Source organism: Paenibacillus silagei, assembly GCF_017874735.1.
Taxonomy (GTDB): Bacteria; Bacillota; Bacilli; order Paenibacillales; family Paenibacillaceae; genus Paenibacillus_AQ; species Paenibacillus_AQ silagei.
Genome location: NZ_JAGGLV010000003.1, coordinates 45876 through 59454 on the forward strand (window position 1 = coordinate 45876; position 13579 = coordinate 59454).

The window sequence follows — 13579 nt, forward strand, 5'->3', positions numbered from 1 at the left end:
TCAATTCTGGTTATTTATCCGTCCCCAGTAACAAGTTCACAACCGTATCCAGCTGCTGCTCCAAAGAATAGGGGTCCTCCATGACGAATTCATCATGATAATTATCCCCGTATAAAAATACTTTGCCCTTCTTCACAGCAGGTACACTTTTCCATATATCACTTTCCATTGCTTGGTTCGTAATCTCAGCATCGCCATTATAGACAAAGATATAATCACCTAAGTATTCAGGAAGCACCTCAAGGGAGATTGATTCGAACCCCTCTTTCATATGTAAGGCACTTTCTGTTGGAGGCAGCTGCAGCATTTCGTAGATCGTGGAGGAACCATAATTTCCGCCCGTTGCTGCTAACACATATACTGTTTTTTCGGCAAACTGAACGATGGATACCGTCTCCCCTTCCTTGATGACGTTAGATACCTTTGACCTTGCTTCAACAACCTTCTGTTCGTATTCCGCAATCCAATCCTCAGCCTGCTGTTCTTTTCCGAATATCGAGGCTACTCGTCTGAATTTATCAAGTGGCCCGGCTGTTGACAACTCTTCCCAGTATGGCAGAAAAACAGTGGTGCCGATCTTCTCGTATTGGTCAACGTAATCTTCGATGGAACCGATAATGAGGTCTGGCTCCAGCATGGTCAATTTCTCCAGATTCATCGGGAATTCCCCTAAATCTTCGATCGTATCGAGTGTTTCTTGTGGAATCTCCGCCTTGTCCATCCAGCCTTCGTCGAGCATGAATGTTCTTGCCCCGATAGGGACAATGCCCAGCTTCAATAAATGACCCATATATTGGTCTGCCGCGACTTTTACCGGCTCTGCGGGTACTTCAATGTCTCCTCTTGGCGTGGATACGATCCGCGTCTTCGGACTTTCTTCTGAGGCAATCGGAGTTGCCTGATTAACTTTATTGTTTGCGTTGCTTGAATTCTTCGCCGCTGTGTTCGTGCCGTTGGAGCAAGCGCTGAGCAGCAGGGAGCCGCACAGCAGGATTGCAGCCATGGCTACAGATCTGGTTGGTTTTGATGTAAACATATGTATTTCCCCTTTGTCCGTATTATGATAATGATTATCATTATTAATATACAGATCAGTAACATTATCAGAAATAGAGGATGTGGGGAAGTTTAATGGACTTTCAGCAACTTTGTGCTGCAGCTGCTCGCTATTTCTATGATAAGCAGGGGCTACACCCTTACGCTTTTTATAAATCCTGCTGAAATAATACACGTCTTTATACCCGACACTCGCCGCAATCTCCCCGACTGAAGCATTAGTTGTCATTAGAAGCTCTGATGCAAGGTCAAGCCGGTAGCGGATTAAGTAATCAATCGGACTGACGCCTGTATGCTCTTTAAATAAGGATGACAAGTGATAAGCGCTGAAATTGAACACTTCCGCAAGTGAGTCTAAGGTAATAGGTTCCGCATAATACTCCCGGATATAAGTGATTACCTGCACTGCAACAGAAGTTGTTCTGACCTCGGTCTCATGCTCTTGCAGGCGCAATTCCTTTAACGTCAGATGAACGAATTGGTAAAAAAGTGCTTTTACATGAAGACGCTCTTCCGGCTGATCCCATTTCTGATGCATCTGCTGAATTTTGTTATAGAGTAAAAGCGGAGCCTCAGGGCTAAAGCAATACTGCTCTTGAAGAGGATTCGCTTCATGGAGCAAGGCTTTGTAGTAAATGATATAGTAAATAAATTTATCTTTTATGGGAACGATGCTTAGGATGGCCCCTTTGCCGCTATGTAAAAGTTGAAATCCTGTCCAAGCAAATTCAGCCTGGTCTGACTGAACTTGTGCGCTTCCTTGTACCGATAGCAAAAATATATTGGCAGGTATTATAAATGGAGGAAGAACTTCGCCTTGGGCTAACTCCTTCTGCCGGATATCTACCAGTGTAATTGCAGCCTGATCCCAAAGTAATAATTGATTGCTGATGTGCATGATGCGATATTCCCCTCCGTTATCTGTCTACTCCTCATTTTAAATGATAACTATTATCAATGACAGTCTGAATAATACTTGCTACACAGAAAGTCATATAACTCCATATCCTCCTCACATCACTGCATTCCAGATATGTGTAAGGAAGTCTCGCTGATTGTGGATGCCTTTAAGAGATGACACCCAGCATCCGCACCTGGAAAAAAGGCTGATCCCCGCAGCACGATTCGCTACGTTAAGATCAGCCTGTCCTTCATTCAACCCGCCCGGGCGGGCTAGAAGCCCCGGTATTGCGGTTCTTCCTTTTCCAGCTCAGTTACGCGTCCTTCTACCTGCTGAACAATCTGCTGAGTCTGCTCGGCGGCATTGGTAAACAGGGTCTTGGCTTCTTCATTTTGCGTTTCCATGGCGAATTGCTCCAGGCTGGCCTGGGCGCTTTTTAGCGAAGCTACGCACGTCTTGACTTGTGAGGCGACAGTCATCGGTATACCCTCCTCCATATCATAGAAATGGATCATAATCCACGGTTTTTAGTATCTGCATTCTTGCAGCTCATATTCTGGAAAATCACTCCAGCCTCACGGGAGCATAATCAGCCGGCACGAAATCTTGTGGTTAATTCACCCCTGGTTTGACAAATACTGAAGCAGAATGCCTGAGTACACAGGGCATGAAATATCACAATACAGGGGGTTATTCGAATGCCTGAAGCGCTGGAGGTTGTCTTGCGGACCTTGTTTGCTGTGGTCGTAATGTTTTTTCTAACCAAGATACTCGGCAAACGGCAGGTTTCGCAGCTGTCTTTTTTTGAATATATTACTGGAATTACGGTGGGGAGCTTGGCTGCTTATATCTCGCTGGACACGGATAAGACCTGGCATCTGGGCCTGATTGCCTTAGGCGTCTGGGTTGCCTGTTCGCTGGGAATTGAATATCTGCAAATCAAGAGCAAAAAGGCCAGGGATTTCATTGACTTCAAATCGACGGTGCTGATTAAGGACGGCAAGATTCTCGAGAATAATATGAAAAAAGAGCGTCTGAGCGTCGACGAGCTGCTGGAGGAATTGCGCAAAAAGGATGTCTTCAAGGTGGCCGATGTGGAATTTGCGATTATGGAATCGGATGGTGCGATTAACGTGCTTTTGACCAAGGAGAATCAGCCCTTCACCCCCAAGGATCTGGGAATCAAGGTTGCACCGGAGAAGGAGACGCTCGCTGTGATTATGGATGGTGAGATTCTGGACGAGCCTCTGGATACTCTGAATCTGTCCCGGAAGTGGCTGCAGACCGAGCTGGAAAAGCTGAATCTGACCGTGAAGGATGTCTTCCTCGGCCAGGTAGACTCTTACGGTGAGCTTACCGTGGATCTCTATGCTGACAAAGTCAAGGTGCCGCAGCCGCAGGATAAGCCTCAGCTATATGCGCTGCTGAAGAAATGTGAAGCCGATCTGGAGCTGTTCGGTCTGTCCACCAAGAACAAAGCGGCGAAGCAAATGTACGGAAATTGTTCAGAGCAATTGCAGGAGCTGCTGCAGAAGCTGAAGCCTTTTATCCAGAACTGACAGTAGTTGTCCGTGCGGACAAAAGGGGAGGTTTTCCATTCAGGCGCTGTAGAGGTATACTATAATCGAATTCATAGGATCTACTTCAAGTATAGGGAGGATGCTGCCGATTATGGACTATGTGAAGCTGGGGACGACCGGACTGGATGTATCACGGATCTGCCTGGGATGTATGAGCTATGGGGTGCCGGAGCGCGGAACCCATCCCTGGTCGCTGAACGAGCAGGAGAGTCGGCCGTTTATCCGCAAAGCGCTTGAGCTGGGCATTAATTTCTTCGACACAGCTAATATCTATTCGGATGGCACCAGTGAAGAGATTGTCGGACGGGCCCTCAAGGAGTTCGCCACCCGTGACGAGATCGTGCTGGCCACCAAGGTGCACGGGCGCATGCGTCCCGGCCCCAATGGCGGAGGACTATCGCGTAAAGCCATCCTGAGCGAAATCGATCACAGCCTGAAGCGGCTGGGCACAGACTATGTGGACCTGTATCAGATTCACCGCTGGGACCCGTCCACGCCGGTTGAGGAGACGATGGAAGCCCTGCATGATGTGGTAAAAGCGGGCAAAGCCCGCTATATCGGCGCTTCCTCCATGCCTGCATGGCAATTCCTCAAGGCACTGCACACCGCAGAGCGTCATGGCTGGACCCGGTTCGTATCGATGCAGAACTATGTAAATCTGCTGTACCGGGAGGAGGAGCGGGAGATGCTGCCGCTGTGTGAAGCGGAAGGGATCGGCGTGATTCCCTGGAGTCCTCTGGCCCGCGGCCGTCTGACCCGGGACTGGCAGGAGACGAGCGCCCGCTCGGAGAGTGATCAGTTCGGCAAGCTGCTGTATGCACAGACGGAGGAAGCTGACCGGATGGTGGCCCTGCGGCTGAAGGAGATTGCGGAGCAGCGGGAGATTCCCCGTGCACAGGTGGCCCTGGCTTGGGTGCTTCAGAAGAAGCCTGTCACAGCGCCGATTGTCGGAGCAACCCGGATGAGCCATCTGGAGGATGCTGCCGCAGCCGTATCGGTTACCCTCACTGATGAGGAAATCCGCCGGCTTGAGGAGCCTTACATGCCTCATCCGGTGATGGGCTTTTAGCACTGGCATTATATGATAATGTGACTTGAACAGGAGCCGGATTACGGCTCCTTATTTGTTCGTTCCAGCTTGGAGTACTCGCTATTATATAATGTAGACGCTTTCTGGTATGATTAGTTTATATGTACATACCTTTTTTTGGAATAGGATGGTGTTATTATTCATGAATCTTCAAGATGCAACCGCTCTAATTGAATCGATCCGAAGCAATCTGGCACAAGTTATCGTGGGCAAAGAGAGCGGTGTGAACCTGCTGCTGACCGCTTTGCTGGCCAATGGTCATGTGCTGCTGGAGGATGTGCCGGGTACCGGAAAGACCCTGCTCGCTAAAACATTGGCCCGCTCCCTGGACTGCACGTTCAAGCGGATTCAGTTCACGCCTGACCTGCTGCCGTCTGACTTAAGCGGCATCAATTACTATAACCAGAAGAGCGGCGAATTTCAATTCCGTCCCGGTCCGGTATTTGCCAGCATTCTGCTTGCGGATGAGATCAACCGGGCCACGCCGCGCACCCAGTCCAGCCTGCTGGAGTGTATGGAGGAGCGGCAGATTACAATTGACGGCGTGACGCATGAGCTGGAGCGGCCGTTCCTGGTCATTGCTACCCAGAATCCGGTGGACAGCCAGGGGACCTTTCCGCTGCCGGAAGCGCAGCTGGACCGGTTCCTGATGCGGATTACCAGCGGATATCCGACATTTGAGGAAGGGGTACATATCCTCCAGAGATTCCGCCAGAATAACCCGCTGGAGGATACCGCTGCGGTGGCCACAGCCCGGCAGATTCAGGACATCCAACGTCTGGCTGCGGAGGTTACTGTCAGTGACGAGCTGCTCGCTTATATGATGCGCGTGGTTGAGGCTACCCGTACCTCCCCGGCAGTCCGGCTGGGAGCAAGCCCTAGGGCAGCTTTCGCCTTACTGCGCGCCTCGCAGGGATACGCACTGATCCAGGGCAGAAGCTACTGTATCCCGGATGATATCAAAGAGGTTGCGGTCCCTGTGCTGGCGCACCGGCTGATTCTTCAGCGCGGTCCCGGAGTCCGTGAAGGCCAGTCTGCAGAGGTAGTGCTTCAGGTGCTGCGTGAAATTGAGGTGCCGGCTGAACCTGCTGTCCTGTCCAGAGGCGGAAGGGTGGAGTGATCCATGTCGCTGCCGTGGTTCATTGCAAGCACGTTCATCCTGCTGGTCCTGATCTCGCTGGTCTATGACCGGCATGCGCTGAAGAAGGTCAGCTATACCCGTTACTTCTCTGCCAAAGCGGTGTACGCCGGTGAACAGGTAGAGATGGTTGAGGAGATCATGAATAAGAAGCTGCTGCCGCTGCCGTGGCTGCGGCTGGAATCCAGCATAGCTAAGGGGCTTGAATTCGGTAACCAGGAGAATCTGGGCATCAGCAGCGGAGAGATTTCCCAGAATCATGTCAGCCTGTTCTTCCTGAGGTCTTTCCGCCATATCAAACGGCGGCATAATATCACTTGCAGGGAGCGGGGGCTGTTCGTCCTTGAGACGGCAACCATGACTACCGGCGATCTGTTCGGACTGAGCCGCAGCGCCAAGACCTTCCCGCTTCATCTGGAGCTGCTGGTCTACCCCGGTTTGCTGCGTTTCCATGACCTTCCGTTGCCGGTTCACAGCTGGCTTGGAGAGCTGCCGGTCAAGCGCTGGATTGTCGAAGATCCGTTCCTGACCGCCGGTACAAGAGAATACAGCGCCGGGGATTCTCTGGCGAGCATTAACTGGAAAGCGACAGCCCGTACGGGAAGTATGCAGGTGCATCAAAAGGATTACACCGCCGATTCCCGGCTGGTCATCTGCCTCAACGTGGAGACGAGTGAGTCCATGTGGAGAACGGTTACCGATGTGCAGCGTATAGAGCTGGGAATCCGCTATGCAGCGACTGTAGCCGAGTATGCGATCAGCCACGGTATTGAGGTGCGGCTGCTCAGCAATGGAAGACTGGAGGGGAGCGGGGCGAGAGATTCGGTGGACACCTGGTCCATTGTTCATACCGAGGAGTTCCTTGGCCTGCTGGCCAGACTGAATCTGGACCGGACCGTGCCGATGAGCAGGCTGATGGAGATTGAAGCGGACAAGCGGGAGGCAGATAAGGATTATCTGATCATTACCTGTCACCGGGGGGCAGAGCTTCAGCTGGCAGCCTCAGGCTTAAGCTTCCTCGGAAACGGTGTAGAGTGGCTGGATATTCCTTCTGAAGGGGGCGGTGAGCTATGACTTCCCGAATCCCGGATGCCTTCAAAGAAAATTACGCCATATGGATGGCAGCCTTCATCGAATGGCTGCTGCTGCTCCCGGTATGGCTGGTGCTCCAGACTTATTTCCAGCCGGAGGCCGAGGCGCTGCGCTGGATCTATCTGCTGCCGGTACTGGCCGCAGCCGGTGTGCTGCTGCGGGAGATATGCAACCGCCGCTGGAAGCAGCTGCTCGCGGCGCTAATTCTCGGAGCTATATCTGCGGCGTTAACCGGTACGCTGACACTTATAGGTCTTCCGCTGGCAGCCGGAGCGGCTGTGTCTGCCTTCCTTGGCATGACAGCAGCCACACGGGTCAACCGGCTGTGGCTGTATATCAGCGGGATCATACTGTATTTTGTAGCTTCCATTGCCTTCTCGCGCATACCCGGTTTACAGCCTAGTGCCCCGGTGCTTACCTGGAGCGGCAGCTTGTGCCTGATCCTGGCACTGCTGGCTACGAACAGCACCCACCTGCGTTATAGCTCCTTGAACGGAGGTGCAGGAAATCTGCCTCAAGGACTGCGGCGGCATAACCGGGTATTCGTGATTGGCTTTATTATCCTGGCAGCATTGCTTGCAGCGGGGGGCGGTAGGGCGGTTGGGATGCTGCTGTGGAATATGGTGCGGGCATTCTTCGCCTGGCTCAGCCGGTTATCCTCCGGTTCCGAGGAGGCACCGCCAGCAGAAGCTCTGCCTGAGGCCATCCCTGCCATGCCGGCTGCGGAGCCGGGTGAACCGGGATTGCTGTCGATGATTCTAAATATAGGCTTCTATATTCTAGGAGCGGCAGCCATTCTTGCGGTACTGTATTTTATCCTGCGTTGGTTGTACAGAAATACAGGAGGCATCCTGCGCAGAGCGATGGACAGGCTGCTGTCCCTCCTGCGCAGAGAGACTCCTGCGGTCACAGGGTATCAGGATGAGGAGACCAGCCTGTTCAACTGGGAGCAGACCGTTCAGGACTTCCGCCAATACGTGCGTTCCAAGCTGACACCTGCCAGCCGCAGGGACCGCTGGGAAGGGATGGACGGAAGCCGCGAGCGCATCCGCTGGCTGTACCGGCACTGGCTGCGGGCCAGACATGCGGAAGGGTATGAGGTGAAGCCCTACCTGACCCCGCAGGAGACAGCAGCTGATGTAGCCGCCTGGTCGCAAGGCCAGAAGCGTTCGAGCAAGCACCCTGGCGGAGATGCCTCTGTCAATGACCGTCTACTGGGCCTATACCACAGGGCCCGCTATACCGAGGAGGAGCTGCCTGAACTTACTGCCGCTGAGGCGGCGGCGCTTAAGGAGCAGCTGAAGCTGTAGCTGAATCATTATGTTCAGCGAATACTGGAAAGGAGCGGCAGGCATGACCCCTTATCTGCGCGGTGAGCTGGCTAAAGAGGCTCAGATTAATATGGAGACGCTCAGGTTTTATGAGAAAAACGGGCTGATTCCGCTGCCGCAGCGTTCAGCAGGCGGTTATCGGCTGTATCCGGAGGAGACGCTCCTCCGGATTGCTTTTATCCGTAATGCCAAGAGCTGCGGATTCACGCTTAAGGAGATTAAGAAAGCACTTGATAAATCGGCAGACCGCAGCATTGGCATCAGTGATTTCGCCCAAGTCATTGAGCGGAAGATCGCCGCTGTCGATCTGGAGATTGCCCGGCGGAACGAGACACGCAGACGGCTTGAAGCACTGAAGTCCGGCCTTCTGGTTCAGGACAGGCACCCGGGCGTGCAGGATACTCTTAATATGTTGAACATGAATGATTAATCTGTTGCCACCTGTAATTCTGCCGGGATTGCCGCTTGACTCTGTACATTGCTACAGGGTTTATAGTATGGGCATCCCGGGATAACAGGAGGAATTACACGTATGTTGTATTCGAGCAGTACCCCAATTGAACAGTTGCAGGCCATTACAGCTTATCTGAAAAGCAATAATAGTTACTCCAGAAGACCGGTTCAGGAGATCCGTGCGGCGGCTCTCGAAGCTTCCAGGCAATTACCCTTTCTTGAAGGCGTGAAGGTTGAACCGGTTGAGGTGGAGACCTTCAGCGGAGAGTGGGTCAGAGCGGAGGAGAAAAGTCTACAAGGTGAAGGACAATCGCAACCCGCAGAGAACAAGGTAATTCTTTATTATCACGGCGGAGGGTTTGTGTCTGGCAGCTGCGAGATCTATAGGGATCTGGCAGCCCGCCTATCTGAAGCAGCTGGGGGAATTGCCATTTTAACTGTGGAGTACCGGCTTGCACCGGAGTTCTGCTTCCCTGCAGCCAATGAGGATTGCCTTGCAGCGTACCACTGGCTACTGGAACGGGGCGTTCTTGCCGGGAATATTATAGTCTGCGGAGAGTCCGTCGGAGCCACGCTTGCGCTGATGACATTAATTACGCTGCGGGACCAGGGGGATAAGCTCCCTGCCGGTGCATGCCTGCTATCTCCCCATGCCGACCTTATTCATTTGGACGGGGAGTCTTATGACAGCCGTGCGGGAACGGACCCGACAGGAAGCCGGGAAGCGAATCAGAGAATGATTGAGGAATATATGGGGGACTATGGCGGTGCGTGGCCTGCAATATTATCACCCTTAAGAATGGATCTCCGGGGCTTGCCGCCCCTGCTCATACAGGCGGGAGATCATGAGGTGCTGCTGAGTGATGCAGAACGCTTGGCTGAACAGGCAAAGGCGGCGGGCATCACTGTAGAACTTCAAATCTGGAAGAACATGTGGTGCGCCTTTCAGCTGATGGCTGCCATGCTTCCTGAAGCGCAGCAGGCCATCGGGAACATAGGCAGCTTCATTAAGAGAGTATTGCAGCTGGAGGGCAGGCAAGATTAGCACCCGTAGCCTGAAAGTGATCGTTCAGCGCACCAGTGAACAGGGTCAGAACAGCAGCCGCAGCAGCATCAGCGTCACAATACCGGTCAATACGGTGGCCAGCAGGCTGCGGGTCTTGACGGCTACCCAGAAAGTGGGGAGGGCGGCGATTAGCTCCACATTGGTGGACAGGACTGCGAACCTGCCGCCGGTTACGAGCAGCTCTTGGGCAACCAGCGCAGCCATGACAGCAATCGGCACATAGCTCAGCCAGCGCATGCCCCATTCCGAGATCGTGATCCGGCTTAGCAGCATCAGCGGAAGGACACGGGGAATGAAGGTAACGAGCGCGGCACCAAGAATGATTACAGCAATATCCAGTCTTATTTCCATTGTTCCATCACCACTCCAATCGTTGAGGCTACCAACGCGGCAGCTATGACGCCCATACTGGGCGACCACAGCACAGAGACGAGCACGGCAACTACAACAGCCGCTAAGCCGACAGTGATATCCAGTCTATACTTGCGCCGTCCCATAATGGTCAGGACCAGCAGCCCGATGAACATAGCCGGCAGGGCGAAATCCAGTCCCCACTTCTCAGGGCTGGATATCCATTGACCGAGAATAGCCCCGGCGATATTGGCCAGGAACCAGTTCAGATAAGCGGTAATATTCAGGCCGTGCATCCATCTCTCGCTGATCTGCTTCCTTGCGGCACTCTTCTGAATGGCTACTCCGAAGGTCTCATCTGTAAGCAGCGAGCCGATCAGCAGGTTGCGCAGCGGAGTCAGATGCCGGAAGTACGGCGACAATGCTGCGCTTAACAGCAGATGCCGCAGGTTAACCAGCAGAATCGTAATGACAATACCGGAGGCGCTGCTCCCGGCGGCAATCATGCCAGCGGCAATAAACTGGGCCGAACCGGCGTACAGGATGATAGAGATCATGGCGATTTCGGCAAGGGTCAGCCCCGCTGTTTTCTCCACAACGCCTGCGGCGAACCCGATGCTTAAGTATCCGAGCAGCGTGGGGAGGCAGTCCTTGACCCCTTGCCAGAACGTATCACTGCTCTCCGGCACACTTGGGCTATCTGTAACCAGGCTGCCGCCGGATAGCGGCTCCTGATGAATGGATTCTGGCTTCATGGGCATGCTCCTTCTGTTTCATGGAATAATGACTAGTATAGTGTCCGATTTAAACTAGTCGATGGGGCGCTATCATACCTGAATGAGTACAAGAGTGGAGCCACACCTACAGGTGTCATTCCCAGATGAAGACGAGAGTTGTCCATTAGGGACAGTTGGCCTGACGTAACGGACTGAGGTGCGCTTATTCTAGTATAAAGTCACCACTTGGGCAAGTAACGGACCTCATGGAGCTTATTCCTGGATTTTCTACTCCTAAACCTCTCGTAGAGAGACGATAAGGGCTCCTCAGTCCGTTAAACCGCAAAAAGTGGCGTTTGACTGGGGATAGGGTATCTCAGGTCCGTTAGGAACACACTCTTCTGGCCGGTGTATTTTCGTTTTACGGAACCTCCGGGATTCGACCCTATTCACAGAGTTACATCGGATACTCTACTATCGCCGATAATAAATACATTGTATTAATATCTAATAATTCATAGCGAATTGCAAGGGAATATTAGCTGTAACTGTAAAAAGGGTTCCGCCGTCCGCAGAGCGATCTGCGGCAGCGGAACCCTTTTGGAGTTCGTGGTTATTTCAAGATGAGTACGCCGAACCCTTCCATCGTATAGCTCCCTGACAGGGTCTGGCCGCTTAATAGGTCCGTCTTGGCTGTCTTAAGCACAATCTGTGCCGGTTCTTCGCTGTAGTTGAGCAGGAAGGCGACACCGGAAGAGGCGTCTTCCCCCGTAGCACGAATCTGCAACTCAACCTCTGGCGGCAGCTCCGCCCAATCGGCGGCTGGCGAGACCAGACCCAGACTGCCAAGCATCTGCAGCACAGCAGGCTCATTGAACACGGCGCCGTAATACCATACTTCGCCTTTGCCCCTGGTGTTGCGGGTTACCGCCGGTTTGCCGGCATAGTAGTCGGTCGCATAGGTTGCCATGACCTCCACACTGTCCTCTTCCACATGCAGGATGTCATTGAAGGCATCTGCACCGGTCAGCGCCTCAGGATCATGGTTCCAGCGGATGGAGGTAGGCTTGCGCGTTCCTTTGACCAGCGTGAATTCTTCCACGGTTACCCCGCACATCTCCTGCGCCGCTCCGGGAAAAGGCCGCATGTAGCATTGTCCGGTAATATCCTTGTAGCCTGTGCGGCAGCCGAAGACCAGCTTCCCGCCTTGCTGTACATACTGGTCGAGCAGAGCCGCCGTATCATCGGTCATAATCGCCGGATGCGGGTAGACCAGCACTTCATAACGGGCAAGCTCTGCAAGGGTGGTATGGCTGCGCAGGTACAGAACGTCATTCGGAATATGCTTCCGCTGCAGAGCCTTGAACCATTCCTTGTTGCTCTGCCACATGAACGGGCCGTGCCAGACATCATATTCCCCGTCCCACTCATTGTCATAATCACGCACGATAGCAACGTTCGCCTGAGTCCGGCTGCCGATGAATTGCTGCCCGATGCTTGCCAGCTCCCGGCCGATCTGCTCCGCTTCCCTTACCCGCCGGTTAGGCTGGTTATGGTAGTCGTTCAAGCCGTGCCAATAGATCTCATTGCCCATGGTGGCGGTCCGCCAGCGGAAATAGAGCAGCATGTCAGCGCCGTGGGCGACGGACTGGTAGGTCCACAGCCGCATCTGTCCCGGCTTCGGTGAAGGCATGTCCAGCCGGTTGACCCAGCCCCCCGGACCGGATTGCTGCTCCATGACACAGAAGTTGCTGCTGACCGAACGTACTGCCGACAGGGACAGTCCCCAGCCGCGGTCAAGCATCGGGTTCACCTCGGCCGGATCGAAGCCGATGGTGGAGAACTGCGGATACGAGTCATAGCTGAAGAAATCCAGCAGCTCGTCATTCAGCTCATGGCTGTCCAGATGTCCGAACAGCCCGTTGGTGGTAACCCACTGATTAGGAGCCAATTCCCGCAGGATATCTGCCTGGATTTTGGCGAAATGGATGGTGTTATCAGAGATGAAGCGCTTCTCATCCAGAGCCTGGTGCGGGTTCGGCTGATTCGGTGAAGGAGTAGGCCGGGTGAGGCAGACCTGTGACCAGCTCGTATAGGTCTGATTCCAGAACACCGTGCCCCAAGCCTGATTAAGCTTGTCCAAGCTGACATACTTCTCCTGCAGCCAGAGGCGGAAGGCCTGATGATCACTCTCTGAGTAGAATACATTGATCTCGCAGTTCAGCTCGTTGTCAATCTGCCAGCCGACAACACCCGGATGATTGCCGTAATGTTCAGCAAGCTTGGTTACAATTCGGGCACAGAGCTCACGGTATTTGGGACTGCTGTAATTGTAATGGCGGCGCATGCCGTGCTGTAGCGTCACACCTTCATAAGTAACATTCAAGGCCTCAGGGTACTTCTCGGTAAGCCAGGCAGGCGGAGTGGCCGTAGGCGTTCCCAGAATGACCTTCAGCCCGTAGCTGTGTGCCATGTCGACCGCACGGTCAAACAGATCGTATTGAAACACGCCTTCTTCCGGTTCAAAAATGGACCAGGCGAACTCAGCCAGACGTACTATGGTGAATCCGGTTTCAACCATACGCCGGTAATCGTCAGCCCACATGGATTCAGGCCAGTGCTCAGGATAATAGCAGACGCCCAGTTCAAATCGTTCTGCTGCAACAGGTTTCTTCATGTTAACCTCCAAGTGTAAAAATGTGCTTTCATTAAGCTACCAATCTATTGTATTATCAGCAGTGTATCCACTTATATAACAGAATATTGCTATTATATCATTATATTGCGTGCTTGATTCAGCGCAGG

The 13579-nt window shown here is 53.2% G+C and carries 12 protein-coding genes; 7 read left to right on the forward strand and 5 right to left on the reverse strand.

Going from position 1 to position 13579, the window contains the following annotated elements; translation table 11 throughout:
- Positions 1 to 10: 10 nt before the first annotated feature.
- Together J2Z70_RS05730 and J2Z70_RS05735 are read right to left on the reverse strand one after the other, a co-directional pair.
- Positions 11 to 1954: an AraC family transcriptional regulator gene (locus J2Z70_RS05730; RefSeq protein WP_209870328.1), complete on the reverse strand. Its 1944-nt coding sequence runs from the start codon at positions 1952 to 1954 to the stop codon at positions 11 to 13.
- Between the two features lie 275 nt (positions 1955 to 2229).
- Positions 2230 to 2436 (reverse strand): DUF1657 domain-containing protein, encoded by a 207-nt coding sequence (locus J2Z70_RS05735; protein ID WP_036728736.1) that lies wholly within the window; start codon positions 2434 to 2436, stop codon positions 2230 to 2232.
- 219 nt (positions 2437 to 2655) lie between these two features.
- Between J2Z70_RS05735 and J2Z70_RS05740 the strand changes: the two genes are divergently transcribed.
- The 7 genes from J2Z70_RS05740 (at position 2656) to J2Z70_RS05770 (ending at position 9686) form a co-directional block, all read left to right on the forward strand.
- Entirely contained in the window at positions 2656 to 3516 is an 861-nt protein-coding gene (locus J2Z70_RS05740; RefSeq protein ID WP_036728733.1) for a DUF421 domain-containing protein, read from the forward strand.
- Positions 3517 to 3628: 112 nt separating this feature from the next.
- Positions 3629 to 4606, forward strand: coding sequence for an aldo/keto reductase (locus J2Z70_RS05745; protein WP_209871031.1), 978 nt, complete (start codon positions 3629 to 3631; stop codon positions 4604 to 4606).
- Between the two features lie 163 nt (positions 4607 to 4769).
- Complete coding sequence (locus tag J2Z70_RS05750; protein WP_209870330.1) at positions 4770 to 5747, forward strand: AAA family ATPase; 978 nt, start codon at positions 4770 to 4772, stop codon at positions 5745 to 5747.
- Positions 5748 to 5750: 3 nt separating this feature from the next.
- Positions 5751 to 6839, forward strand: a complete 1089-nt coding sequence (locus J2Z70_RS05755; protein WP_209870333.1) for a DUF58 domain-containing protein — start codon at positions 5751 to 5753, stop codon at positions 6837 to 6839.
- Positions 6836 to 8167, forward strand: a complete 1332-nt coding sequence (locus J2Z70_RS05760; RefSeq protein ID WP_209870337.1) for a hypothetical protein — start codon at positions 6836 to 6838, stop codon at positions 8165 to 8167. Before J2Z70_RS05755 ends, J2Z70_RS05760 begins: the two co-directional genes overlap by 4 nt.
- A gap of 10 nt (positions 8168 to 8177) precedes the next feature.
- A complete protein-coding gene (locus J2Z70_RS05765) occupies positions 8178 to 8618 on the forward strand; it encodes a MerR family transcriptional regulator (protein WP_209870339.1) in 441 nt (146 codons plus the stop codon).
- Positions 8619 to 8720: 102 nt separating this feature from the next.
- Positions 8721 to 9686: an alpha/beta hydrolase gene (locus J2Z70_RS05770; RefSeq protein WP_209870342.1), complete on the forward strand. Its 966-nt coding sequence runs from the start codon at positions 8721 to 8723 to the stop codon at positions 9684 to 9686.
- A gap of 45 nt (positions 9687 to 9731) precedes the next feature.
- Here the strand turns inward: J2Z70_RS05770 and J2Z70_RS05775 are convergent, their stop codons facing one another.
- The 3 genes from J2Z70_RS05775 to J2Z70_RS05785 form a co-directional block, all read right to left on the reverse strand.
- Positions 9732 to 10058: an AzlD domain-containing protein gene (locus tag J2Z70_RS05775; RefSeq protein ID WP_209870345.1), complete on the reverse strand. Its 327-nt coding sequence runs from the start codon at positions 10056 to 10058 to the stop codon at positions 9732 to 9734.
- Complete coding sequence (locus J2Z70_RS05780; RefSeq protein WP_083684804.1) at positions 10049 to 10813, reverse strand: AzlC family ABC transporter permease; 765 nt, start codon at positions 10811 to 10813, stop codon at positions 10049 to 10051. The genes J2Z70_RS05775 and J2Z70_RS05780 overlap by 10 nt, the downstream gene beginning before the upstream one ends.
- A 574-nt stretch (positions 10814 to 11387) precedes the next feature.
- On the reverse strand, positions 11388 to 13451 hold the full coding sequence (locus J2Z70_RS05785; protein ID WP_209870347.1) for a beta-galactosidase: 2064 nt from the start codon (positions 13449 to 13451) through the stop codon (positions 11388 to 11390).
- Positions 13452 to 13579 lie beyond the last annotated feature (128 nt).